Source organism: Acetobacterium carbinolicum (assembly GCF_047456275.1).
Taxonomy (GTDB): domain Bacteria; phylum Bacillota; class Clostridia; order Eubacteriales; family Eubacteriaceae; genus Acetobacterium; species Acetobacterium carbinolicum.
The window spans coordinates 1323548-1347669 of the sequence record NZ_CP173357.1 but is presented as its reverse complement, the minus strand read 5'-3'; the positions used below and the strand labels follow the sequence as shown (position 1 = coordinate 1347669).

Below are 24122 nucleotides of genomic sequence, written 5' to 3'. Positions count from 1 at the left end.
ATGTAAAATCTCAGACAACTCCTATCAAACCTTGATAAATAGCTATTTTTTTACTTCTTTTTTTTGATAAACAAAACCAGACCGGCGTACGCCGGTCTGGCACAATAACAGTCTATTTAAATCATTGTTTTTTAATCACTTGGTTATAAACGGGCTGTCTGTTGAACCAGGGGCGATACTGCCCTTGGGAACAACCTCAATCCGAATCCCTTCCAGTCGATAGCCATAACCGGCTGTTCCTGCCTGTTGACCATTTTTTGCCCAGCCCATCCAGCCGACATTCTGAGCATGCACCTGATAATAGACGTCAAAGAGCTCTGCATCTGTACCCGTAAGTTCGACCTCAATAGCCTCCAAGCGAAGAGACTGCCCTTCGGTGCCGCTTAGAGCCCCGTCTTCTACAAAATTTTGCCAGCCAATGTTTTGTACATGAGTTTTATACTTCACCCCAAGATTATAGTTCGTTGTGATAGTATTGACTTCAATGGCTTCCAGTCTCAGTGATTGCCCTTCGGTTCCACTAACGGCACCATCGGCCATTATGCTCTGCCAACCCATATTTTGCACATGAGTTCGGTATTCAATGACAGGTGCGGCCTTTTCTTTAATGACATAATTGACAATGGTTTCTTTTACGGTATTACCTTTGCCGTCCACCACCTGTGCTGATAGGGTATAAATGCCCGGTTGTGTTGGTGTAAATTCAGCCGTGCTAATACTGCTGTAATCTTGAATCGTGATGGTTGTTCCATTCAAATCATAATAAAATCCGTATTGATAATCCCCTTCACCTCCACTGGCAGCAGCATTTAAGGTGAGCAGCGTTCCCAGTGTTTGCCCGGTAGGCTTGTCTACTGTAAAGCTATCAATACTTAATGGATTTGTAGGCGTGACCTTGGCAAGAGCAGCATCTAACTGAATCATACCATCACCATAATAATCATCTCTTCCTTCTGTACCGAAGTCCAGGGCGGTTTCTTTAAGGAGCGTTTCGACCCGGGTACTGGTCATCGTGTGATCCGCTGCCATTAAAACTGCACAGGCGCCGGCCGTAATGGGGCTTGCAAAAGAAGTACCGGAGGTTTCTTCGTAACCACCATCGTGATTTGTGGAATAAATTTTTTGACCAGGGGCACACAAATCAACCAAACTATTGTGTTGAGAAAAATAAGCAATCTTGTTGGTTTTGTCGGTTGCACCCACCGAGATAACATTATTATATGACGCTGGCACCGCCAGTTCGCCGCTGTAATTGGGGTTTGCCCCTTCATTACCCGCCGCCGCCACTAATACCTTACCAGCGTTAACAGCATTTTCCACGGCTGTCCGCAGTGCAGCAGAAACCATATAGCCGCCAAAACTCATGTTGATGACTTTAACCTCCGGCCGTGCTGCCGCCTCATACAAGGCGGCACAAATATAACCGACATCGAGGTTCTTGTCCCCATCATACAAACCGCCAACCCGGTATGGAGCAACCTTAATATTCGCCGCTCCGGCGATTCCCGCCACACCAATGCCATTATTAGTCACTGCCGCCACACAGCCCGCAACCAGTGTACCATGACCGGATAGGTCAACCATATCGGTCGTTCCATCGACATAGTCATAGCCTGCAGTCACGTTCGCTAAAATATCAGGATGTTGGGTATAAAGGCCGGTATCAATAACAGCCACGACCACGGTTTCTGAATTACTTATCTTATTCCAGGTCTCATCCGCACCGACTCGTTCAAACTGCCAGGCTTTAGATAAATCCGGATCATCGGGCAAAGCCGAAGTCTGAATGTAACTATTTTTCTCCGCTACCAGAACATTGGGGTTTTCAGATAGTCTGGCCAAAAGCTCATCCGTATTAGCCGAATCAGCAACCGCTATAATATCCACTTGTTCACTTAGGGTTTCTCCCCCCTTAATGTCTTTGGTGGTCAGAGAGAGATTTTCCACATGCCCCTGTTCTTTGTAAATAACAATAATCTGGTCGCTGTTACGCGAAGCACTATCCAGGTCCGCTACTTGATCAAGACTCTTTATAACCATGGATTGATCTTCTGCCATAACGCCCAGCGGGAACGAACTTCCAATTAAAACCATAGCTAACAGGAAGATAATCGCCTTCTTAAATTTCATCAATAACTACCTCTTACACTTTCTTTTTTTTTATCTTAAGCCATTCAGTTTCGAATAACGCTTTTTTTCTACTTTTTCTTGATCAGGTTTTCATCTTTCTTCATGTTTTATTTTATAATGGTTAAATTATACATGCAAGTGACTTTTTTTTCAATCGCTTTCATTAAATCGCTTTCATCGATTAATGCACATTACAAAACGCTTAACCTTTTTTAAGTTTTACTAAATTCCAAGCTTCGCTAAAGGTTAGCAGGGTATTATCTATACAAGAGATAAACATCTCCCCTTTTTCTTTTCATTCCTAATATAAAAAAGGCAGTGCATCCATCCGGGATCACTGCCTTTTTATTTTTTGCAGCTTTTGTATTTCAACTTTATTAAGACGATCTTTATTTACGATTTGTTCTTCAAAATAAACTATGATAAAATTGTAATAAATTAATTTCGATTAATAAATCGAATCAGAACAGGAGCTTAACAAAATGGCAATTGAAAAAGTACGGTCCTATTTTAAACAATGGGATTTGGATTCTCGGATCCAGGAATTTGAAACCTCATCGGCAACAGTAGAACTGGCCGCTCAGGCGCTGGGATGTGCGCCGGAACGAATCGCCAAAACCTTATCTTTTAAATTGAACGAAAAATGCGTGCTGGTGGTAGCCGCCGGTGACGCTAAAATTGACAATGCTAAATTTAAGGCTCATTTTAAAACCAAGGCTAAAATGCTCTCCCCGGAAGAAGTCGATCACTATGTCGGTCATAGCATCGGCGGCGTCTGCCCCTTTGCCATCAATGATGATGTAGCGGTTTATCTGGATCAGTCTCTTAAGCGATTTAATACCGTCTTTCCGGCCTGTGGCAGTAGCAACAGTGTCATTGAGTTGACCATTGAAGAACTGGAAAAATATTCAAACAGTGTCGCGTGGTCGGATGTTTGCAAAAACTGGCAACACCAAGTTTAACCCGATTTTTCATTAGTACTTAAGAAACCGCGGTGATTAATCGCCGCGGTTTCTTAAATAATTTTATCCCTTTCCCGAACCAATTTGGTTTAGGAAAATAGGAACATCACTGCTATTCCGGCGATGACACTGCCGATTGCAATAGCTAATGCGATAAATTTTTCATTTTTAATATCATCTAACAATTCTTCTTCTGATTTATAGGTCACGTGAGATGGTTTTTTAGTTGTCACCGATCGCCCCACATAAAGCCGACTTCCCCGTTTATGAATTTCACCCAGAATATACATTGGTTGATCTTCCGGGAGAATTTCTTCGAAAAAGCGATAACCCAGGAAGCGTGAACCGCGGGGGTTTGAAAAGCTTAAATTAAAGTTGTTTCTGACCCAGCCAGAGTCAGGTGACTCCATGCGGTTGCAACCTGGCATCAAATCCACATCGCCACCAAAGCTGGCCATATCAATATAAACCTTTTCATCTGAACTGCTGTCCGAAAGATAAACTTCGACCGGACTCTTTTCACTCGATAAAGAACTTTCCACCTTATTTGTAATGGTTCTGGTATTGCCCTTATCATCCCGTTCAGTTCTCGTTTCTTCATTAACGGAAAATACTTCATTTTCGTAATAGGCCACCGGCCGTTGGGAAAAAGGTGCTTGCACATCGCCTGATACGCTGTGAAGGTGACCCTTTACCTCGCTGTAATGCCGGTAATTTTCATCCAAACTGGATAAATCGCCGACAATGTCCAAAACGTCTTTAATGCAGGTTGTCTGTTGAAACTGAATTTCCTGAGCTTTTGCCTTGCTTTTTTTTAAAACGTAAAAAGCATAGCAAATCCCTGCAATCATAATCAGTATTCCAATAATAAATGCCATGATACTATTCTATTCCTAATTCTGCTTTAAGCTTGGCCAGTTCATCATCAACCGCCGCCGTTTTTTCCAATGCTTCAAACTCATCTTCAAGACTACTATCTTCTCCGGCCATTTCCGTAAACGCCTGGGCTTCTGCTTCTTTAGCATTTACTTTCTGTTCCATTTTGTCCAGTTTCGTAAATGCACTTTTACTGTCCGTACTGTTTAAAGAGGTGCTGACACTTTTTTGAGCATCAGCCATTTTTGAACGGGCAATCAACATGTTCTGTTTCATCCGGGCTTCTTCGAGCTTTGATTTTAACTGACGGACTTGATCTTTTAATTGGCCGACTTGCAAACTCATTGAATCATAAGCGGCCTGAAACTGAACAAGATCACCATCGACACTTGTTTTTTGTTCCAGCGCTTTTTTTGCTAATGCTTCATTGCCAGCTAATAATGCCGTTTTCGCTTTTTTACTCCAGTCTTCTGAAGCAGCTTTTGCGGATTCAAGCTGTTTTAATGCCTGTTTTTCGCTGCCCATGGCGGCACCCAATGCCTGGGTTGCACTGTTAACCTGCGCTTCCATGTCAATGATAATCTGTTTCACCATTTTTTCCGGATCTTCCGCTTTGTCCAGTATGTCATTAACATTCGCCTTTAACAAGTCACTGAGACGTTCAAAAATTGCCATTTTTTTCCTCCTGCTATTTGTTTTTTTATTTCAGGGCAGTAACTGCCGGGCTATTTGATTATTTTCGGTTATTCCCGGTGACTTATCAAATCGCCTTTTTCTGTATGCTAATTTTACCAAATCCGAGAAAATAAGTCTATTTCTTTTTTAATTTCAAGCAACCGTTTATAGCACTTAACTTGCCTGCAAGTTATCTATTGTCATGCAATTATCTCATCATGACAATTCTTATCCCAATTGTTAAAAAAGACGAATGAAAGCATCCTTTTCGGGTATTCAATTCTTAACAACGTCCGATTTAAAAAATCTATTTACATAACCGGATTCACCATTGATTATTTTGGCAAAAGCGGTTATCCTGTAAAAAAGTATTAACTGCGTAACGCAATCATTTTATTTTATCAGACTAGAATAATTTTTAACACAAAAGGGGTCATGAATATGAAAAGCATTCGAACAAAACTGATGGTTTATTTTTCCGGACTGATTCTGGTTGTCTGTGCAATCTTTACCTTTGTCTCCATTAATGCATTAACCAATGCTGTGGTAACTGAAGCCGAGAAATCGCTAAAAACCCAGGCTCAAAATTCAGCTGAAATTATTAGCAGCCGCAACGAACAGAATTATATTTATCTTGAAGGAATTGCCTCCCGGGATAAAATTTTTGCCAGTACTATTGCAATTGATGAAAAAATGACGATGCTAAAAAATGACGTCAACAGTTCTAACCGTTTCCTTCGCATTGGTGTTTCCGATCTCAATGGAAACCTTTACCTGTCCGACAGTTACGGTGATCGTGGCCAAATTGTGGATATCACCAAACGGGATTATTTTCATCTTTCAGCCGCCGGAGAAAGAGGTACCATGAATCCGATTATCAGCGTTAATCCTGATGATAACGGGGCGCTGATCATGGCCTACTCCGTACCGATTTTTGAAAATGGTGCGGTCACCGGGGTTCTGGTGGCGGTGGCCAATGCCTGGTTTTTAAATGACATTACCGACACGATGACCTTTGGCGAGACTGGCTATACTTATATTGTAGATTCTACCGGCACAGCTATCTCTCATCCTGACCGGGATAATGTCGTTAATCAGATGAATCCCATTAACCTGGCAGAAACAGATGCCAGGTATAAAGCATTCGGGGCTGCCATAGGAACCGGCCTGGAACAAGATACCATCGCTACGACCTATACACTTGACAATCAGGAGTATTACATGGCTTCTTCGCAGGTAGAAGGCATGGATTGGACGGTGGTTCTGATTATAGAATCAGATGAGGTTCTGGCTGCTCTACCTGGCGCCATCTTTAGCAGTATCCTTATTTCTATTGTTGTTTTAGCCATCAGTCTTGTTTTCTGCTACTTTATTGCCAAACGAATTACCGATCCCATAAAAAAAGTCAACCATATGATTAAAGAAATGGGACTGGGTCATTTAAGCGATCGTCTCAATATGGAACCGAATGATGAAATCGGAGAAATGGCCATCGCGATGGATAATTTTGCCGATGTCCTTCAAACTGATGTCATTGCAGTAATGAACCAGATTTCAGATGGCAATGTTTCGGCCACGATTGAAATCGGTGATGATCAGGATGAAATTAAGCCAGCTCTTAAAAAAACCATCGAATCAATCCGAGGCTTGATTGCCGAAGCCACCATGCTAGCCCAGGCCGGCGTTGCCGGTGAACTCTCCACCCGGGGCGATACACAAGCGTTCAAAGGCGGATTTAAAGATATTGTTGTTGGCGTGAATCACACCCTCGACGCTGTAGTCGGTCCACTTAACGTAGCTGCCGATTATGTTTCTCGTATTGGCAAAGGTCAAATTCCGGAAAAAATAACTGCCACCTACAATGGTGATTTTAATACCTTAAAGAACAACATCAATGCCTGTATTTACGGTCTGGGGGCTTTGCAGGAAGGTAGCCGTGTGCTTAAAAAAATGAGCCTTAATGATTATTCCGAAAAAATGAATACCGATCATTTGGGGATTTACGGCAATATTGCAGAATCAGTCAATGATGTTCACACTCGCTTAACCCGCATTGTTGAAATCTCAACCCATATCGCCAACGGCGATATGGTCGATCTAGAAGTACTGACCAAAATTGGCAAACGCAGCGATAACGATACCCTGATTCCTGCTCTGGTAGGCATGATTCAAAACATCATTAATCTGGTGGATGAAACTGAAAAAATGGCCCGCATCGCCATTGAGGGAAATTTAAGCAATCGTGGTGATGTCTCCGGCTTCCCCGGAGAATACGGAAAAATTGTCACTGGCTTTAATCAAACACTGGACGCAGTCATTGCTCCTATTGAAGAAGCTTCGGCAATCCTGACCCAATTGTCTCAGGGAAATTTACGTAGCAAAATGGAAGGTAACTACCGCGGTGATCATGCCCAGATAAAAGATGCCTTAAACCAAACCATCAGTTTCCTGAGTCAATACGTAGGTGAGATCACCAGTACGCTTGAAGAAATGGGTCGAAGTAATCTAAGTCAGGAAATCACCACCGACTATCTGGGCGATTTTCAGGCCATCAAGACTGCTCTTAACGACATTAACACCAACCTTAGCCATACCATGACTGAGATTAATGTGGCCGCCGGTCAGGTTGAGGTCGGTGCTCAACAGATTTCCGGCGGTGGTCAGGCGTTAGCCCAAGGCACCACTGAACAGGCTAGCGCAATCGAGGAGCTGACCGCCTCGATCGAAGAAGTCGCCGGTGAAACGAAAAAGAATGCCATGCGCGCCAATGAAGCCAATACGCGGACCATTGAGGTCCGTACCAATGCCGAAGTTGGCAATACTCAAATGACAAAAATGATCACCGCCATGAGTGATATCAATACATCTTCCAATGATATTTCCAGAATCATCAAGGTGATTGATGACATTGCCTTCCAGACCAACATTCTAGCCCTTAATGCCGCCGTTGAGGCCGCCCGGGCCGGACAACATGGCAAAGGATTTGCTGTGGTCGCTGAAGAAGTAAGAAGTCTGGCTGCCAGAAGTGCCGAAGCCGCCAAGGAGACTACCGGCCTCATTGAAGGCTCCATCGAGAATGTCGGTATGGGAACAAAAATAGTCGATGAAACGGCACTTAGTCTCAAAGAAATTCTTAATCAGATTGAGAAAGTGACTGGTCTCGTTGCTGATATTGCCCAGGCATCCAATGAACAGGCCTCGGAAATCGCCCAAATCACCTTGGGTATTGAACAGGTTTCTCAAGTGGTTCAGACCAATTCAGCCACTGCCGAGCAAAGTGCCGCCGCCAGTGAAGAACTTTCTGGTCAAGCCGAAATGCTAAAAGCAATGGTGGGCGCCTTTAAAGTAAAAGGTGTAACCCAAAGCGCGATTAGCACCGCCACTGTTTCACAACCGCAAGCCCAGGAAACTCAAGCACCTGCTGAGCCACGTATTCTTCTTGATGAAACGGATAAGTACTAAGTATCACAGTTAGTTACTACCGTTGCTTTTTAGCACAGACGCTCCACAAAATCGCCTCAATTCATCCCCCCGATAAAAGCCCTCTGGTTTATGCGCTGATGCAAACCAGAGGGCTTTAAACAGTCTGAAATTTTAAATAATTGTTATTTAATTTTTCTGTTATTATGTATTTTATTGGGGTAAATAGTTTGCCAAAGAGGAATTTATTCTATTTCAAGGGGGAATTAAAAATGCGCTGGATCTTAAACATGAAAATCGGAGTGAAACTGATGTTAAGTTTCATTATTATCGCCCTGATCACCGGGGTAGTTGGCGTTGTTGGCGTTATTAATTTACAGGATCTTCAAAACTCCAATCGTATACTCTACGAAAAGATGACGGTACCAATTGCCGATGTTGGTCAGATTTCCACCTCCTACCAGCGAATGCGGGTTATCGTCCGGGATATGATCATTGAAAACAGCCCCGAATTGATCCAGTCCAATGCCGATAAGGTCATCATCCGCAATGGCGAAATCGATGAGGCAGCAGCGGCTTTCGAGAAAACAATCGTCGATCCGGAGATGCAAGCGGTCTTTGACGATCTGGTTGAATCTCGCAAGGTTCTGGCTCAGGAATTTGAAAAGGTAAAAGCGCTGGCTATCCAGAATCGGGATGCCGAAGCTTTCGCACTGATGGCCGATACCGGTTCCTATGAAATTGCCGCTTCGGTGGTGATGGATACCATTAATCAACTGGTACCGATGAAATTAGAAGAAGCACAGAAAACCGAAGAAATCGATATGGCTACGGAAGACGCGGCCACGACCACCATGATTATTGTAACCCTGGCAGCCTTCGGTGTTGCGATCATCTTCGGGTTGGTCCTCCGTTCAATGATCAGCAAACCCCTACAACAGGCCAACCACATGATCAAGGAAATGAGTCTGGGACATTTCAGCCTCCGTCTTAATATGAAACGGAAGGATGAAATCGGCGAGATGGCCGAGTCCATGGACGACTTCTCCGATGAGATCCAAAATGTCATCATTGGGACTATGAACCAGATTTCAAGAGGTGATGTGAGCACCGATGTGGAACCGAAGGATGCTCAAGATGAACTTGCTCCCGCCCTTAAACTCACCATCGAAACCATTCGCGACCTGATTCGTGAAGCAACCATGCTGGCGCAGTCGGCCATTGAAGGAAAATGGGATACCCGTGGTAACTCAGCAGCCTTCCAGGGCGGTTTTAAGGAAATTGTTGAAGGTGTTAACGGCACCCTGGATACCGTTGTTGATAAGATGGTCTGGTATGAAGCCATTATCGATGCAGTACCATTCCCCCTCCATGTCACCGACAACGATATGAAGTGGACCTTTATGAACAAACCCTTTGAAGATTTGATGATTGCCAACGGGGTTATCAAAGATCGCACCTCGGCCTGTGGCATGGACTGCTACAATGCCAATGCTAATATTTGCCGAACCGAAGGCTGCGGTATCCGACGTCTGGTCGATCAAGGCTTAAACGACAGCTATTTTGAATGGGTCGGTCGAAGCAATAAACAAGATACCGCCTACCTAAAAAATAAAAAAGGCGAAAATATTGGCTTCGTTGAAGTTGTCACGGACCTAACACCAATTATCCGGATCAGCGATTATACCAAGGCCGAAGTTTCCCGTCTGGGGAACAACCTGATTCGTCTCTCAGCGGGTGATTTAGACTTTGATTTAAATATTGGTGAACCTGATGAATATACAACTGAAGTCAGTGCTCAATTCCACGGAATTGTCAGCACCTTAGGCGATGTTAAAAATTCAGTTGATAATCTGATTAGTGATGCGACCATGCTGGCCGAGGCCGGTATTGATGGCCGCTTGGATACCCGTGCCGATGCCAGCCGTCACCAGGGAAATTTTGCCCAAATAGTGGATGGTGTTAATGCGACCTTGGATGCCGTTGTCAAACCAGTTCAGGAAGCTTCGGAAACCTTAAAAGAACTGGCGGAGGGCAATCTTAACACCAGTATGACAGGGAGCTACAACGGTGATTATACCCTTATTAAAGACAATATGAACCAGACAATCGCCTTCTTAAAACGATATGTCGATGAAATCACCCATACCCTTGAAGAAATGGGACGGGGCAATCTCGATCAACAGATCACAACCGATTATCTGGGCGATTTCCAGGCTATTAAAACAGCACTTAATGATATTACCGGCAACCTCAGCAATACCATGACCGAAATCAATATGGCCGCTGGCCAGGTGGATATGGGTGCCAAACAGATCTCTGACGGCGGACAGGCCTTATCCCAGGGCACCACTGAACAGGCCAGCGCTATCCAGGAATTGACCGCTTCCATTGAAGAGGTGGCTGCCGAAACCAAACGCAACGCCATGAATGCTAACGAAGCCAATGAATTGGCTGTTAATGTTCGTTCCAACGCCGAAAAAGGCAATCGTCAAATGACCACCATGATTGGCGCCATGGGCGATATCAATGACTCCTCAAATAATATCTCTAAAATTATCAAGGTCATTGATGATATCGCCTTCCAAACCAATATTCTGGCCCTCAACGCCGCTGTTGAAGCTGCCCGAGCTGGTCAGCATGGCAAGGGTTTTGCCGTGGTCGCTGAGGAAGTAAGAACCCTGGCCGCCAGAAGTGCAGAAGCTGCCAAAGAAACCACCGGTTTAATTGAAGGCTCCATTGACAAGGTTAGTGTCGGCACAAAAATAGCTGATGATACCGCCGAGAGCTTAAAAGAGATTTTAAATCAAATTGATAAGGTCGCCGGTTTAGTCGGCACCATCGCCCAGGCTTCCAATGATCAGGCTTCAGAAATCGCCCAGATCACTCAGGGCATTGAGCAGGTATCCCAGGTTGTTCAAACGAATTCAGCCACCGCCGAAGAAAGCGCCGCTGCCAGCGAAGAACTTTCCGGTCAGGCAGAAATGTTAAAACACATGGTGGATGCTTTTAAACTAAAATCAAAGCACTCGTCAGAGCAAATACCAATACCAGCGACACAACCCATAAAAAAAGTTGAGAAACCGCTGCCTGAACCAAGCATCATACTGGATGATATGGACAAGTATTAGTCGTATATTTTTGAGGCCCGGATTCCTGATCCCGGCCTCTTTTTATCGGTCTAATCATTTATATTTTAGTGATCACCGTATAATTGTCTAAACTCATTGACATCCGGTTGTCGTCTTGATTATAATGAAGTCTACTTAAATGGTTATTCTAAAAGCAAGGAAGGAGCACTATGAAAAAACTAAGGCATTTCATTATACTTATTTTTATTTTTACTGGCATCTGGCTTATTTTTAATGAAAGTCTGGACTTTTCTCAAATCCTGATCGGCCTTTTTTTTTCAGTCGTTTCGGTTTTATTCACCAATCGCTATCTGCTGGAGAACGATTATATCGAGGCTTATTCAATTAAACCCGCTATACTCTTTCATTACACTACGTATTTATTCATCCAGATATATCGATCCGGCTTTTCCGCTATTTTAAAAATCATAAGAGGTCAGGATGCCGTTAAAATTATTGAATATGAAACATGTATCCGTGATGACCTGGCTATTTGCTTATTAGCCAATGCCATCACCCTGACTCCCGGGACGGTTACAATCGGAAAGAATGGCCGACTGCTTCAAATTCTGGCTTTTCAGGATGAAAATACCTTCACGGATATCACTGAAGGTAAAACCTGTTCTCCCTACGAAATGATCTTAAGGAGTTTGGAATCATGACCTTTTTAGAAGCCACCCTATTTGTCATTGCCATCTATATTGCCCTAGTTCTTGTTCGAGTTATTCTAGGACCTACCATTTGGGATCGCCTTTTGGGCCTGAATGCCATTTCAGCAAAAATCATTATGTCGATCATTATTCTATCCCTTATTACCAATCAGCCCTACTTGCTTGATGTCGCACTGGTTTATGCCCTACTTGGCTTTATCGGCACAGTACTCATTGCCCGATTTGTCGAAAAAAAGGAGACCTCTCATGATTGATTTATTCGCCAATCTACTCATGATTATCGCCCTTCTTTTTATGGCTTTTGGCGTCATCGGTCTGTTTCGGTTTAAGGATTTTTATTCGCGAATCCTTATTTCATCTAAAATCGAAACCGTTGGCTTTCTGACTGCCATGATTGCTTTTACCATTTTATCCGGGATCAGTTTTGCTGCCATGAAAATACTGCTGATAACGTTGCTGGTGATGATCACAAACCCATTATCCACCCACGCCATTGCCCGATCGGCTTTTTTAAGTGGTTATACCATTGATCAGGAGACCGGGCCATGACCGAAAACATCTTTCTCATCGCTTTGGTTATTATGGCAATTATCGCCCTCAACACAAAAAAACTAAGACGGGCCGTTGTCTATTTGGGCGTTTTTTCGCTAATCAGTTCCTTTGTCTATCTGCTTTACGGTGCTCCGGATGTGGCCATTGCTGAAGCGATCATTGGCAGCACGATCACCACGGTTTTATATCTGGTAGCGCTGAGAAAATATAAAGTCTTTTCCATTTATTACACAAATGACTCACATTTCCAGGATATTCGACTGGTAAAAAGCAAATCCCCATTTTTATATAATCTGGAGACCTTTTTAATTAAACGGGAAATGGAACCGCAGATTATTTATTCCCGCGAACCCATTGAAACCATCCTCGCCCAGGAAAAGTTTGACCTGGCCATTCATCACACCGACGACGATATTTGGATTTATGGCTGTGCCGAAGATTACCAGATCGATGCATTGGAAGACTATTTACTATCAAACCATGGCGACTTAAATATACACTTGACTCGTTGTGAGGAAGGAGCCGATAATGAATCGTAGAATTATCACAATGATCTTTACCCTATCGCTTACCGCACTGATTCTTTATCTTAATTTTGATGCACCTTTGATCGCTGAGCCACTCATTGCAGATTTTTATCTTGAACATTTTATCACGGACACCCATGCCCAAAATGCTGTCGCCGCAATCTACCTCAATTACCGGGTATTTGACAGTATTTTTGAAACCCTGATTCTTTTAGTCAGTGTTTCGGCTGTTATTACTCTTTCCTGGAGGCGAACCGATGACTGACCATTCTGAAATTATTTCTCGTATGACCGGGCTTTTATACCCCTTTATTTTGTTATTTGGATTTTACATTATTTTAAACGGTCATGCCAGTCCCGGCGGGGGATTTCAGGGCGGTGCTGTATTAGCTGCGGTTTTTATCAGTCGCTATCTGGTAGAACCGGATCGATGTATCCGACTTAAAACTCTAAAAACCGCAGAAAAGACGCTTTTTGTTTGTATTATTCTGTACCCGGTTCTTTTTCTATTTCCAACGACCTCCAACCATTCGGAATTCATGAATCTGTGTTATCTTATCGTCATGAATTTTCTAATCGGTTTGAAGGTCTGCAGCGGCTTTACGATTGTTTTTTTCAGATTTGTCTTTTATGAAGGGGGTATTTAATGATTGCCATTAACGGAGAATCGATTAGCATTATCCTTTTTTTTGTCGGTGTTTATGGCCTGATTGCCAGAAGAAACATCATCAAATCGGTTATGTCTATCAGTATCATGCAAGTCGCCATTATTTTATACTTTATTACAACCAATATTGCCCCAGGAAGCGCCCCCCCGATTGGCGATGTTGCCCAGACCCTGCAGGTCGCAGATCCGCTCCCTCAGGCATTGATGATTACCGATATTGTCATTGGTATTGGTGTTACCGCTGCTGGTTTAACGATGTTTATTCATCTTTATCATCGTTACGGGTCCAGCAACTGGCAAAAGATTATGAAAAAAAGGACCCCCCATGATTAATTTACACTGGATTATTCTGTTACCGATTATTTTTGGAACCGTTGTTAAGTTGCTTCCCCTTAAAACAGCAAAAAAACTGATGGTTTTATTTCAGGCCGTCTTACTGGTTTTGGTCTTCGTGATTTTTATTGAGGTTCGCAAAAATGGTACCATCCTAGAAAACATTGGTGGCTGGCCGGATACGATTAGCATCACCTTAAGAGCTGATCTTCTGGCCTCAGCCATGGCTCTTTTAACCTGTTTATTGTTTTTAGCCATGCTAACCTTTGTTCAAAACAAGCACTATGCCGACCACCTGTTTTTCTTTCTTTTTCTGAGTCTTGAGAGCTTAATTATCGGTATTTTTCTTTCGAACGATTTGTTTAATATTTTTGTTCTCATTGAAGCCGCCACCCTAATCATTACCATTCTGATTATGTATAAAAAGACCAACCTTTCTATTTATGATGGAATGATGTATTTTTTGATTAACGTTGTAGCGATGTCATTTTTTTTGATGGGTTTGGGGATGCTATACAAAAAAATTGGTGTTCTTGACTTCTACGCGCTCGAAACCGCTCTAAGCCAGGTTAAGGACCCCGATAGTATGATTCTCCCTTATGCCTTTATGATTACTGCGGTTAGCTTAAAAGCTGCTTTAATGCCCCTTTTTAGCTGGCTGCCAAAGGCCCATGGCACACCCAGTGCGCCATCTGAGGTTTCTGCTATTCTATCCGGATTATATGTTAAAACAGGGGTCTACCTATTTATCCGCCTGCAGTTAGCCTTTTCACCGCTGATTAACACCTCTGAACTTTTTATGGTGCTTGGATTTATCACTGCTATTGTCGGTTTTGTGTTAGCCTTTGCTCAAACCGATATTAAACTGCTCCTGGCTTATTCAACCGTTTCCCAAATTGGCTTGATCATGGTCGGTATCAACATGGGTAGTCCCCAAGCCTATTGGGGTGGTCTCTATCATATTATGAATCATGCTGTTTTCAAGTCTACTCTTTTTTTAACCGCCGGGATGATTATTACCGAATATAAAACCAGAAATTTAGATGAGATTAAAGGGGTGTTTAATCTCATGCCGGCAGTCGGAATGGCGACTGTCATTTCAATTTTAGGCATCGTTGGGGCCCCACTTTTTAACGGTAGTATTTCTAAATACTTGATCTCCGAGGGTTCCTCCGGTTCCTGGATCGAATATGGCCTGATTTTTATTAACCTGGGAACCATTATTGTCTTTATCAAATATGGCCAGCTTCTTTTCGGTGAGTCGGGCAAAAAAGAAACCGCCAACTCCGATATTTTGGAGAAGGCAGTGGTTTTAGGTTTAAGTATGCTTTGTTTTTTCGGCGGAATTTTTGGTAGTGAACTGATTTCGATTCTCTTTGAGGTCAACTTCCCGGTGGAAATCTTATCCCATGGGGTAAAGCTGCTCTTGTTCGTGGGTTCCTTATTCCTGGGACTGGTTATTTACTATGGCTTATTCAAGAAAAAAAATTATCTGGCCGTTCTTAACGCCATTGAGTTGGGTTTTAATGAAATTTGCCTCTCGATTACACTATTTTTTGCTTTCATGGTTATTTATTTAAAGATAACACTTTAATGATATTTTGAAGTAACAACCTGAATTAAAGAGGTGATCTCATAGCCCAAAGCCAGCTGACTCCCTAACAACTCAATGGTCATGGGTCCCTGATGCTCGGCCGAGATAATTTTTATCAACGCGCCCTTAATAAACCCCATACTATAAAGGCGCTTGTGTGAGGCTTCGTCCACATCTAAATCCTTCACAATCACTGTACTTCCTATTTTACACATGGATAATGGCATAATTCTCTCCTCATTTTTATTTGCTTAGTTAATTCGCTTTGAGAGTGGCTGTGTTTCTTGATGAGATCACCTAAAACTAAAACAATATGCCCATCTAGCATCTGGGGTGATTCTTTTACTATTTCCAAGAAGGCAAATTCATAACTCAAGGCCTCACGATAATTACGCTTGCTGGTCATCGCATCAAAAACGTCGGCAACTCCGACAATACGCTCGTGTCGATGGATCTCGTCCCCTGCCAAGTGATTGGGATAGCCACTGCCATCAAGCCGTTCGTGATGATTATGAACAATTTGAACACTTGAAACGGGCAACCATTTTTGCTTTTTGAGCACCTGAAACCCAATTTCTGAGTGTGTTTTGATAACGTCAAATTCAACTTCACTGAGTTTACAGGGCTTGTCCAGGATTTCTCTGGGAATAAAGAGCTTGCCAATATCATGAAGGATTGCCCCCAGCCCAATTTCTGTGATCTCCGATTGGCGCAAACCCAACTCTTTAGCAATACCCATGGCCAGCAAAGCGCATCGGATGGAATGTCCCGGCAGGCAATTGCTGAGACAGTTTGCATTTCGATACTTTTTCAGATCATCAAACGATGCCTCATTGAGTTTTTTTATCAACTGTTTCAGATAGGCCCGGAATTTTACAGTAAAGATTTCCTGATTGCCTACTACATAATATCGCTGATACACTTCGTTTAAATATTTCGAAAAATCACAGATCTCTCGGGATGCCTTTTTTTCTGTCATCTAACTATCCTTTCCTCGCGACGGACCTTATTTAAATTGAGCGCTGGTAACTCGGTTCTTACCATTTCTTTTTGAACAGTATAAGAGTTCAACGGCCCGATCAATCAACATGGTTTGTTCACCCCGACTCAATGCTACCGTTGAATGACAAACCCCAGCTGAAAATGTTATTCGCATTTTTTAATGATCAAATTCAAAAGGGTACTTTGCAGCAAAAGTACAAATCCACTCGGCAATTTTCTGTCCAAAAGGTTACCGGTAGCAACACCGCAAACTCTTTTCCGCCATATCAGGCCCCGATATCTGAGGTACGAAGCTGTTTTTTGATAATTTGCGAAACTTCCCGGATCACATAATCACCGAAAAGATGGCCATAGACGTCATTGACTACCTTGAAATCATCAATGTCAAAGAGTATCAGAATAACTGGCGCATGTTTTTCGACAATGACTTCGAGGGACTGATAAAAGACCTGATCCTTTTGTATCTTCTCCATCAATAACTCCCATTACTTCCATTTATCAAATTAACGAATTGCAAATTAAAAACTTCTGTTAGGCAGTGCTAACTTTTATTTTTTAGTATACCACTTCGTTTTTCTTTTATCAAGTGGTTTTATCGCGACCATCTGCATGAAATCGGTTCTGATTATTTTCTAACTGCGATTATTTTAAATTTAATGTTATATTTTGCTGAATTTTGTCGATATAGTTTATAGAAGCAAGCAAATAATTTAGAAACGATTATTAAATATCTATTAAGGAGGATGTTATGAATGCAAATGCAATTGATGCGAACAAAACTCTGAATCAAGCAGTTCAGACAAAAGGCGTCACCCAAAATGCTGACATCAAAGTTGAGCCCGAGGCTGCCGATAAAGTCCAACCCGTTGTACAAAAACTCGACTCCATTGAACTTGGCACTGCTACTTCTGAAGACATTGGAACCTACACGGTCGACCGTAAAAAGATAGACGCAATCAAGCAGGATTTTGCCCGAAATACCGAATCTTTCAAGAAAATGGTTGAAGCCATGATTGAAAAACAGGGCAAGAAAGTGAGTCAGGTTCTTAAAGATCTGGCCGACGGAAAAGAAGTTAACATCATTGTTGATTCAAAAACTCAAGCGGCTGCCCAGGAAGCGATTTCTGAAGACGGCTATTATGGGGTAAACAAAACATCAGAACGGATTATTGATTTTGCTAAAGCGCTCTCCGGTGGTGATAAAAGCAAACTTGAAACCCTCAGAAATGCCTTTAAAGAAGGCTTTGAAAGTGCTAAAAAAGCATTTGGCGGTGAACTTCCGGAAATCTCCCAACAAACCTATGATAAGGTTATGCAGGGATTTGATGATTGGGCTAAAGAAGAATAACAAACTTCTTCGTAAAGAAGTTTGTGTTCTCTTCGCGTGCGAAGATCTTACCACCAAAAAAGACAAGGAAAAATTTCCTTGTCTTTTTTGGTTTAATTCTTTTGTATTTAAGCTTATTATTTTAATTTAAACCGCGTGATCATTTCCTTGAGTAACTGCGATTGACTGGATAACTCTTCACTGGCTGCTGCCGATTGCTCCGCTGTTGCTGTATTTCCCTGGACAACCTGGGAGACCTGGTCGACCCCCAGATTAATCTGGGTGATATTGGTAGCCTGATCATTGGAGGCTTCGGCAATTTCCTGAACCAGTTCCGCGGCCTTGGTAATTTCTGCTACAATTTCTTCTAATGCGTTGGCTGTTTCATCAGCAATGGCGGTACCATCTTCGGTTTTTCTGACTGATCCTTCGATCAGAGCGGTCGTTTCCTTGGCGGCTTCTGCACTTCTGGCGGCCAGGGAACGAACTTCTTCCGCAACCACAGCAAAGCCCTTGCCGTGCTGCCCGGCTCGGGCGGCTTCTACAGCAGCGTTTAGCGACAGAATATTGGTCTGGAAAGCAATATCATCGATGACCTTGATGATTTTTGAAATATTGCCGGACGCCTGGTTGATTTCATCCATCGATACCTGGAGCTGGCGCATGCTGTCATTGCCTTTTTGGGCTTTTTCCTGGGCGGTGGTCGAAAGCATATTGGCTTCGCTGGCCCGCTTGGCATTGTCTTTTGTTTTATCTGCTATTTCATCAATGGACGAGCTCAATTGCTGGATAGCGGCCGCCTGTTCAGTCGAGCCCTGAGCCAGCATCTGGCTGCCATCCGATACTTGTGACGCCCCGGCTGATACCTGATCGGCCGCTTCGTTCATGTCGTTTAAGATTCCGTTAAAAGATGCGATGATATGGTTAAGGGCCGTTTTAATCGGTTCAAAATCGCCCTTATAGTCCCCGGTAGTACTGACGACCATATTGGAGTTCGCCATCTGGTCCAGAATATCAGACACTTCATCAACAATCCCCTGTAAAAAGTCCAGGGTACTGTTGAGGGAATTTTTAAGGGCTGAATGCTCACCCTGATATTCCCCTGCCATTCGCAGTTTCAAGCTGCCGTTGGCCACTTCTTCCAGCACCGTGTTGGCTTCCTGTATTGGTGCCACCATGGCATCGAGAGTGGCATTGACACCAGCGACAATCCGGGCATATTCGCCGCTATGTTTAAAGGTATCGGCCCGGGCATTGAGATCTCCTGCAACAGCAGATTCAACCAGACTGTTGGTGTCACCAACTAACATCTTGATACTGTCAAAGGTTTTGTTAACCGAATCCTTAATAACGGCATACTCCCCTGTATAATTGCCTGCCATACCCTGTTCTAGATTACCCTGAGCCATTTCCTCAAGAACCCCGGAGGCTTCCTGAATAGGCTCTGCCATGGCGTCCAGAGTGCCGTTGACCCCGGAAATTATTTTCGCATATTCACCCTGATGTTTGGTGGTATCGGCCCGGGTTTCTAACTCTCCGGCGACAGCAGCTGCTACTAGAGAATTAGTATCACTGACCAGCATTTTGATACTCTCAAAGGTTTTGTTAACAGAGACTTTAATCAGCGCATGTTCGCCCTTATAGTCGCCCTGCATGTCTTGTGTGAGATCCCCTCTGGCCATCGCTTCCAGAACGCTGGAGGCTTCTTTAATCGGTTCAACCACCGCATCCAGTGTCTGATTGACCCCAGCAATCACCTTCTGATAATCGCCATTGTACTTTGACGCATCGGCCCGTTCATCCAACCGACCTTCAACGGCCGCAGTCACTAACATATTCGTATCGGTGATCAACGTTTTGATGGCTCCCTGGGTATCCTGTAAGGCTGGTCCGACCTGATCATTGTCACCGACCATAATAATTTCATCATCCAGATTCCCCCGGGAAATATGTTCCAGTTTATCAATCAGATTTTCCTTTACATTCTGCTGCATGGTTGTCACAGCCTTTAGCATCGTACCGATTTCATCCTGTCGATTGAGATATTTACCAGCATTGGACTGTTCATTATGTCGAAAATCAAAGCCCGCCAGACGGTTTAATTCCTCGGTGGTTGCCATAATTGGCTTGGCGATGGTGCCACTGATTAGAAATACGGCAAATGCTGCAACAATAATTGCTAACAGAATCACGGTTATAATAGTATTTCTGACTTCAGCTACCTGAGCATCCACCTCAATCTGATCCATGGCTACTGAAAGTATCCAGGAAGTCCCTTCAACCGGAGCAAAGCCAATTAACATGTCCTTCCCGTCAAGGCTGTAATCACCATAGCCCGGTTCACGGGTTAACATGTCACTGCGTACCAGCTCAGCTAACTGGGCATAATCGGGATTTTCCGCATCAGCCTCAGCAAAATTAAACTGCTGCTTGACCAACTCCAGATTTGCATTTCCCACTGCAATCCCATCGTTATTAATCAGTGAGCCAAAACCGGTTTCTCCATAGGTTACCTCACCGACAATGCTGCTTAAGGTTTTTCCTTCTTTTCTGCCATAAAGAACTGCTGCAATCCCACCGTTTTGATAGACCGGTGTTGCAAACAGCAGTACCGGCTCTCCGGTAACCCGGCTGATAGTAATATCCGATACCGTCGGAACACCGGCCGCTGCCCCTTTAAAATAACTTCGATCAGCAATGTTAACGGTATCCCCAGTAATACTTTGGGTAACACCATTCCCTGCCAGATCTGCTAAAACAAAGGCGTCATACCCCACTCGTGTAGCTTCTGCTTCAAAAAAAACAACCCGCTGTTCCTGGGACACCGCCGGATCCAGAATCATTGAATTATGAGCCAGCGCCTCCATATAGTTCAGTTTGTTATTAATGCTGGTTTCAATATACCGGGCCTGAACCAGCGCCATATTTTGTAATTGTTCATGGGCATCTTCCTCCAGAACACTGGTAAACTGACCAACAACAATTACCCCCAAAATACCTGTGACTGCCAAAATGAGTGCGGTGAACAACATGATAAGACGTAACCTGATTGATTTCATCCTTTCTCCTTCCTTTTCCCTTTATTGTTTGGCTTATCAAAGGTATTAAATTCACTCAATCAGAATTTAATCTACGCGAATTCATACATATTCAAAAAACCTCTATTAAGATTAATAGTACTTATATACCATCTTCAACCGTGTGTAAACGTTTTTTACAACGTTCGCATCCAAACTTACTATTTTTTTGCAGCTCACCTATTATAATGTTTAAAGCACCCAAAAGCAATGGCATAACGTCAAAAAGACAGGTAATATTACCACCTGTCTTTTTGACCACTGATTTATTTGTGTTCCAACGTTCTCTAAACAAGTTGCGGAATAAACATTTTTGTTCGACTCATATAATTCTGATAGTCTGTTCCGAATTCTTCGATCATATCCTGTTCTTCTTTTTTTGCCAGCCGCACATACATAAAAACCATCACCGGGTATAATATCAGCAGCGGCAATGTAACCCATTCTACCATCATTCCCAAAGATAATAAGAGCAGCCCCGCATACTGAGGATGGCGAATGTACTTATAAATCCCGGTTTCCACCAAAGTTCCAGTTCCGGTTTCTTTAGACCAGTATTTCTTGTAAATACTATACCAGCCATTCATAATTAAAAATATACCCGCTGCCCCACAAGCAATATTAATATACATTCCCCAATAACCTATGGTATCAAAAAGCGTGTGCCCCCATAGAACACCTTCAGGAAGGTTTTTACCAATTATCCAGGAGATCACATACATACTAAAGGGGATTCCATGCATTTCAATGGCAAAAGCAATCACAAAAGCAAGGTAGGTGCCAGCCGGCTTCCGATCCATTTTTTTGTAAAATGGCATAAACAGCAAGATCACTCCATAAAGTACCGTAAAAAATAATACTCCAAACCAATTATAAAAATGACTGTCCAATGTTTCCAATTTATCAACCTCCAAATTTTAGTGGAATCACATAAAAAACTTCACGTAATCCCTTACCTTTACTATAGCAAGCAATTCATACATGAAGTTGTTTCTTATCTTAAATCCATCTTAACTCTTTGGTAAAAACAAAACGAATTCACTTCCAACCTTGTTATCCACTGCCAGTTTGATTGTACCACCGTGGGCTTTTACAACTTTTCTGACAATCGCTAAACCCAAACCAGTGCCCCCGCTTTCCCGCGATCTGACCGGATCGCCTTTGACAAAGGGTTTAAAAATCTGATCGCTTAATTCTGAGGAAATCCCTACCCCGTTATCTTTAAAGCGAACTTCAATCATTTTGGGATGCTCCATCAAGCTCAGTTCAATCTGGGTGCCAGCCTGATTATGGTTGATAGCGTTGTCAACAAGATTTTCAAACACCCGACTCATCTGCTGTCGATCCACCGCTGCCATAATCTCTTGATCGGGAATATGAAACAGATAGGAGAACCCGGCGCTATCCAGGTTTGCCACGGCTTCGCTCATTTGCTCCCGAAGATATTCGGCAAAATCGAGTTTTTCCTTGACCAGAACATAATCCGAAGTTTCCATTTTTGACAATTCAAAAAGATCTGTCATCAGACGATTAGCCCGACTACTATTGTTATAAATCGTAGTCAGATAGCCCCTGAGTTGTTCAGTAGTCATTTCGGTTTTTATTAAACAGAACTCTGCATAGCCGATAATACTGGCAAGAGGATTTTTGAGATCGTGGGAAATATCCAAAATCAGCTTTTTGCGGTTTTCATCGCTCTGTTTTCTTAAAGCAATTTCTTTTTCAATTTCGTCGGCCATTTCATTGAAAATGGTTGCTAGTTCGCCGAATTCATTATCCAGATTTAAGTCAACCCGGGATGTGTAATCGCCTGCTCTTAACTGACTGGCACTGCTGCATAGCTTCTTAAGGGGGTTAACAATACTAAGTGAGGTCAGCTTAGAATATATAACCGTACTAATTCCCAGTAAGATCAAATAAAATAAGACAATCGCAAAAATGACCCCGACTACTCGCTGAGTATCAACCGATAAAAATTCGGGATTATGAACAATGGCAAAATCAATGCGAATTGATGTTGGGAAAGTAACCAACAACCAGAATTCTACCCTGGGATTATAAGCGATACTATAACTGAATGGGTTTCCCTTAGCTTGACTGGTGGTTAAAAATTCGGTGAACGTCTTCGGGGTTAACACCTCCGGTAGATTGTTAATTCCCTGGCTGAAAATGACCTCATAATTTTTAGAAACCACTTGAACCCCACCGCCATTTTCCAGCACTTGCTCAACATCCATAGCTGAGAGATCATCCGTCATGATTTTTTCTGCCGTGTAGTTATAATTGACCAGATTTTTTGAGATCACATCACTGGCAAAGCTTAATAGCGTCACGGCAAAAACACCAATCAGAGTGGAGATTAAAAACATCAGCACATAATCCGCGACAAAGCGATTCGAAATCCTCTTTTTCATTCTAGAGAACCTTAGAAATATGGAATTTATAGCCAATTCCACGAATCGTCTTGATATACTCGGGATTCCTAGGATCTGTTTCTAATTTATTCCGCAGCCGGCTGATATGAACCATAATGGTGTTATCGTCATAATAAAGGTCGTCTTCCCATACCTGCCGATAAAGCTGCTTTTTAGTAAAAACCTTGTTCGGATTTTTCATTAAGAACAGGAGCATCAAATACTCCTTGGCGCTGAGTTCCACTAATACACCATCTAAATAAATACAGCAGCCATCCTCATCAAGAGCTAAATTCCCAACATTCAGATTGGCCTTATTGATCGAATTATTTTCTGAGTATTCATAGTTCCGTCTGAGATGTGCACCAACTCGGGCAATGAGTTCGGCCATACTAAATGGTTTGACCAGATAGTCATCCCCACCAAGACCCAATCCCAAAACCTTATCCATTTCATCTCCTCGGGCAGTCAGAAAGATAATCGGCATCTGACTGGTTTCACGGATTTTTCTCAGCAGATTAAAGCCATCCAGCCGGGGCATCATCACGTCGAATATCCCTAAATTGATAACATTATTTTTAAAAATCGCCAAGGCTTCCAAACCATCAGCGGCAGTAAAAACCGTATAACCATTTTCTTCAAGATGAAGTTTTAAAAGGTTTTGAATATCTTTTTCATCTTCAGCAACTAAAACATTCATATGAAACTCCTTGAGTCAGATTATTTTATTCGCTTAATTCAAATGATGTCATGCCTTTTTGTCG

At 42.8% G+C, this 24122-nt stretch carries 22 protein-coding genes; 12 read left to right on the top strand and 10 right to left on the bottom strand.

Going from position 1 to position 24122, the window contains the following annotated elements:
* Positions 1–135: 135 nt before the first annotated feature.
* The gene (locus ACIZ62_RS06265; protein ID WP_322519929.1) at positions 136–2130 is read right to left on the bottom strand and encodes a S8 family serine peptidase; all 1995 of its coding nucleotides are present in this window, start codon (positions 2128–2130) and stop codon (positions 136–138) included.
* A 482-nt stretch (positions 2131–2612) separates the two neighbouring features.
* Between ACIZ62_RS06265 and ACIZ62_RS06260 the strand changes: the two genes are divergently transcribed.
* Positions 2613–3092 carry a YbaK/EbsC family protein gene (locus ACIZ62_RS06260; RefSeq protein WP_111887488.1) on the top strand — a complete coding sequence of 160 codons (480 nt, stop codon included), beginning with the start codon at positions 2613–2615 and terminating at the stop codon, positions 3090–3092.
* A gap of 89 nt (positions 3093–3181) precedes the next feature.
* Here ACIZ62_RS06260 and ACIZ62_RS06255 read toward each other — a convergent pair whose 3' ends face one another.
* Both ACIZ62_RS06255 and ACIZ62_RS06250 read right to left on the bottom strand, forming a co-directional pair.
* The gene (locus ACIZ62_RS06255) at positions 3182–3970 is read right to left on the bottom strand and encodes a GIDE domain-containing protein (RefSeq protein WP_322519928.1); all 789 of its coding nucleotides are present in this window, start codon (positions 3968–3970) and stop codon (positions 3182–3184) included.
* Positions 3971–3974: 4 nt separating this feature from the next.
* A complete protein-coding gene (locus ACIZ62_RS06250) occupies positions 3975–4643 on the bottom strand; it encodes a PspA/IM30 family protein (protein WP_111887490.1) in 669 nt (222 codons plus the stop codon).
* 441 nt (positions 4644–5084) lie between these two features.
* Here ACIZ62_RS06250 and ACIZ62_RS06245 point away from each other — a divergent pair, with 441 nt between their 5' ends.
* From ACIZ62_RS06245 to ACIZ62_RS06200, 10 genes are all read left to right on the top strand, one after another.
* The gene (locus ACIZ62_RS06245; protein ID WP_111887491.1) at positions 5085–8105 is read left to right on the top strand and encodes a methyl-accepting chemotaxis protein; all 3021 of its coding nucleotides are present in this window, start codon (positions 5085–5087) and stop codon (positions 8103–8105) included.
* A gap of 230 nt (positions 8106–8335) precedes the next feature.
* Entirely contained in the window at positions 8336–11194 is a 2859-nt protein-coding gene (locus ACIZ62_RS06240; RefSeq protein ID WP_414151492.1) for a methyl-accepting chemotaxis protein, read from the top strand.
* A 170-nt stretch (positions 11195–11364) separates the two neighbouring features.
* Positions 11365–11856 (top strand): Na+/H+ antiporter subunit E, encoded by a 492-nt coding sequence (locus ACIZ62_RS06235; protein ID WP_414151491.1) that lies wholly within the window; start codon positions 11365–11367, stop codon positions 11854–11856.
* Positions 11853–12119, top strand: coding sequence for a monovalent cation/H+ antiporter complex subunit F (locus tag ACIZ62_RS06230; protein WP_414151490.1), 267 nt, complete (start codon positions 11853–11855; stop codon positions 12117–12119). Before ACIZ62_RS06235 ends, ACIZ62_RS06230 begins: the two co-directional genes overlap by 4 nt.
* Complete coding sequence (gene mnhG / locus ACIZ62_RS06225; RefSeq protein ID WP_414151489.1) at positions 12112–12414, top strand: monovalent cation/H(+) antiporter subunit G; 303 nt, start codon at positions 12112–12114, stop codon at positions 12412–12414. The genes ACIZ62_RS06230 and mnhG overlap by 8 nt, the downstream gene beginning before the upstream one ends.
* Entirely contained in the window at positions 12411–12956 is a 546-nt protein-coding gene (locus ACIZ62_RS06220) for a DUF4040 domain-containing protein (RefSeq protein ID WP_322519923.1), read from the top strand. The genes mnhG and ACIZ62_RS06220 overlap by 4 nt, the downstream gene beginning before the upstream one ends.
* A complete protein-coding gene (locus ACIZ62_RS06215; protein ID WP_414151488.1) occupies positions 12946–13209 on the top strand; it encodes a hypothetical protein in 264 nt (87 codons plus the stop codon). The genes ACIZ62_RS06220 and ACIZ62_RS06215 overlap by 11 nt, the downstream gene beginning before the upstream one ends.
* Positions 13202–13591, top strand: a complete 390-nt coding sequence (locus tag ACIZ62_RS06210; protein WP_111887497.1) for an MnhB domain-containing protein — start codon at positions 13202–13204, stop codon at positions 13589–13591. The genes ACIZ62_RS06215 and ACIZ62_RS06210 overlap by 8 nt, the downstream gene beginning before the upstream one ends.
* Positions 13591–13944 carry a sodium:proton antiporter gene (locus ACIZ62_RS06205; RefSeq protein WP_111887498.1) on the top strand — a complete coding sequence of 118 codons (354 nt, stop codon included), beginning with the start codon at positions 13591–13593 and terminating at the stop codon, positions 13942–13944. Before ACIZ62_RS06210 ends, ACIZ62_RS06205 begins: the two co-directional genes overlap by 1 nt.
* Positions 13937–15538: a complex I subunit 5 family protein gene (locus ACIZ62_RS06200; RefSeq protein ID WP_414151487.1), complete on the top strand. Its 1602-nt coding sequence runs from the start codon at positions 13937–13939 to the stop codon at positions 15536–15538. The genes ACIZ62_RS06205 and ACIZ62_RS06200 overlap by 8 nt, the downstream gene beginning before the upstream one ends.
* Here the strand turns inward: ACIZ62_RS06200 and ACIZ62_RS06195 are convergent.
* From ACIZ62_RS06195 to ACIZ62_RS06185, 3 genes are all read right to left on the bottom strand, one after another.
* The gene (locus ACIZ62_RS06195; protein ID WP_414151486.1) at positions 15535–15765 is read right to left on the bottom strand and encodes a FeoA family protein; all 231 of its coding nucleotides are present in this window, start codon (positions 15763–15765) and stop codon (positions 15535–15537) included. The two genes, ACIZ62_RS06200 and ACIZ62_RS06195, sit on opposite strands and share 4 nt — an antisense overlap.
* Positions 15741–16517, bottom strand: coding sequence for an HD-GYP domain-containing protein (locus ACIZ62_RS06190; protein ID WP_414151485.1), 777 nt, complete (start codon positions 16515–16517; stop codon positions 15741–15743). Before ACIZ62_RS06190 ends, ACIZ62_RS06195 begins: the two co-directional genes overlap by 25 nt.
* A gap of 289 nt (positions 16518–16806) precedes the next feature.
* The gene (locus ACIZ62_RS06185; RefSeq protein ID WP_414151484.1) at positions 16807–17013 is read right to left on the bottom strand and encodes a diguanylate cyclase; all 207 of its coding nucleotides are present in this window, start codon (positions 17011–17013) and stop codon (positions 16807–16809) included.
* 275 nt (positions 17014–17288) lie between these two features.
* On the opposite strand from ACIZ62_RS06185, the gene ACIZ62_RS06180 reads away from it, so the two are divergent.
* A complete protein-coding gene (locus ACIZ62_RS06180) occupies positions 17289–17888 on the top strand; it encodes a hypothetical protein (protein ID WP_322519916.1) in 600 nt (199 codons plus the stop codon).
* Between the two features lie 116 nt (positions 17889–18004).
* On the opposite strand, the gene ACIZ62_RS06175 is transcribed toward ACIZ62_RS06180, so the two are convergent.
* From ACIZ62_RS06175 to ACIZ62_RS06160, 4 genes are all read right to left on the bottom strand, one after another.
* Positions 18005–20926, bottom strand: a complete 2922-nt coding sequence (locus tag ACIZ62_RS06175; RefSeq protein WP_414151483.1) for a methyl-accepting chemotaxis protein — start codon at positions 20924–20926, stop codon at positions 18005–18007.
* 305 nt (positions 20927–21231) lie between these two features.
* Positions 21232–21843 carry a methyltransferase family protein gene (locus ACIZ62_RS06170; RefSeq protein ID WP_204355482.1) on the bottom strand — a complete coding sequence of 204 codons (612 nt, stop codon included), beginning with the start codon at positions 21841–21843 and terminating at the stop codon, positions 21232–21234.
* Between the two features lie 111 nt (positions 21844–21954).
* Complete coding sequence (locus ACIZ62_RS06165) at positions 21955–23358, bottom strand: ATP-binding protein (protein ID WP_414151482.1); 1404 nt, start codon at positions 23356–23358, stop codon at positions 21955–21957.
* A gap of 1 nt (position 23359) precedes the next feature.
* A complete protein-coding gene (locus ACIZ62_RS06160) occupies positions 23360–24058 on the bottom strand; it encodes a response regulator transcription factor (protein ID WP_111887506.1) in 699 nt (232 codons plus the stop codon).
* Between the last annotated feature and the right edge of the window lie 64 nt (positions 24059–24122).

What these genes read in the sequence shown, in the direction of transcription:
- ACIZ62_RS06265 (WP_322519929.1), bottom strand. Translation starts at nt 2,130, where the DNA reads ATGAAATTTAAGAAGGCGATTATCTTCCTGTTAGCTATGGTTTTAATT.
- ACIZ62_RS06260 (WP_111887488.1), top strand. Translation starts at nt 2,613, where the DNA reads ATGGCAATTGAAAAAGTACGGTCCTATTTTAAACAATGGGATTTGGAT.
- ACIZ62_RS06255 (WP_322519928.1), bottom strand. Translation starts at nt 3,970, where the DNA reads ATGGCATTTATTATTGGAATACTGATTATGATTGCAGGGATTTGCTAT.
- ACIZ62_RS06250 (WP_111887490.1), bottom strand. Translation starts at nt 4,643, where the DNA reads ATGGCAATTTTTGAACGTCTCAGTGACTTGTTAAAGGCGAATGTTAAT.
- ACIZ62_RS06245 (WP_111887491.1), top strand. Translation starts at nt 5,085, where the DNA reads ATGAAAAGCATTCGAACAAAACTGATGGTTTATTTTTCCGGACTGATT.
- ACIZ62_RS06240 (WP_414151492.1), top strand. Translation starts at nt 8,336, where the DNA reads ATGCGCTGGATCTTAAACATGAAAATCGGAGTGAAACTGATGTTAAGT.
- ACIZ62_RS06235 (WP_414151491.1), top strand. Translation starts at nt 11,365, where the DNA reads ATGAAAAAACTAAGGCATTTCATTATACTTATTTTTATTTTTACTGGC.
- ACIZ62_RS06230 (WP_414151490.1), top strand. Translation starts at nt 11,853, where the DNA reads ATGACCTTTTTAGAAGCCACCCTATTTGTCATTGCCATCTATATTGCC.
- mnhG (WP_414151489.1), top strand. Translation starts at nt 12,112, where the DNA reads ATGATTGATTTATTCGCCAATCTACTCATGATTATCGCCCTTCTTTTT.
- ACIZ62_RS06220 (WP_322519923.1), top strand. Translation starts at nt 12,411, where the DNA reads ATGACCGAAAACATCTTTCTCATCGCTTTGGTTATTATGGCAATTATC.
- ACIZ62_RS06215 (WP_414151488.1), top strand. Translation starts at nt 12,946, where the DNA reads ATGAATCGTAGAATTATCACAATGATCTTTACCCTATCGCTTACCGCA.
- ACIZ62_RS06210 (WP_111887497.1), top strand. Translation starts at nt 13,202, where the DNA reads ATGACTGACCATTCTGAAATTATTTCTCGTATGACCGGGCTTTTATAC.
- ACIZ62_RS06205 (WP_111887498.1), top strand. Translation starts at nt 13,591, where the DNA reads ATGATTGCCATTAACGGAGAATCGATTAGCATTATCCTTTTTTTTGTC.
- ACIZ62_RS06200 (WP_414151487.1), top strand. Translation starts at nt 13,937, where the DNA reads ATGATTAATTTACACTGGATTATTCTGTTACCGATTATTTTTGGAACC.
- ACIZ62_RS06195 (WP_414151486.1), bottom strand. Translation starts at nt 15,765, where the DNA reads ATGCCATTATCCATGTGTAAAATAGGAAGTACAGTGATTGTGAAGGAT.
- ACIZ62_RS06190 (WP_414151485.1), bottom strand. Translation starts at nt 16,517, where the DNA reads ATGACAGAAAAAAAGGCATCCCGAGAGATCTGTGATTTTTCGAAATAT.
- ACIZ62_RS06185 (WP_414151484.1), bottom strand. Translation starts at nt 17,013, where the DNA reads ATGGAGAAGATACAAAAGGATCAGGTCTTTTATCAGTCCCTCGAAGTC.
- ACIZ62_RS06180 (WP_322519916.1), top strand. Translation starts at nt 17,289, where the DNA reads ATGAATGCAAATGCAATTGATGCGAACAAAACTCTGAATCAAGCAGTT.
- ACIZ62_RS06175 (WP_414151483.1), bottom strand. Translation starts at nt 20,926, where the DNA reads ATGAAATCAATCAGGTTACGTCTTATCATGTTGTTCACCGCACTCATT.
- ACIZ62_RS06165 (WP_414151482.1), bottom strand. Translation starts at nt 23,358, where the DNA reads ATGAAAAAGAGGATTTCGAATCGCTTTGTCGCGGATTATGTGCTGATG.
- ACIZ62_RS06160 (WP_111887506.1), bottom strand. Translation starts at nt 24,058, where the DNA reads ATGAATGTTTTAGTTGCTGAAGATGAAAAAGATATTCAAAACCTTTTA.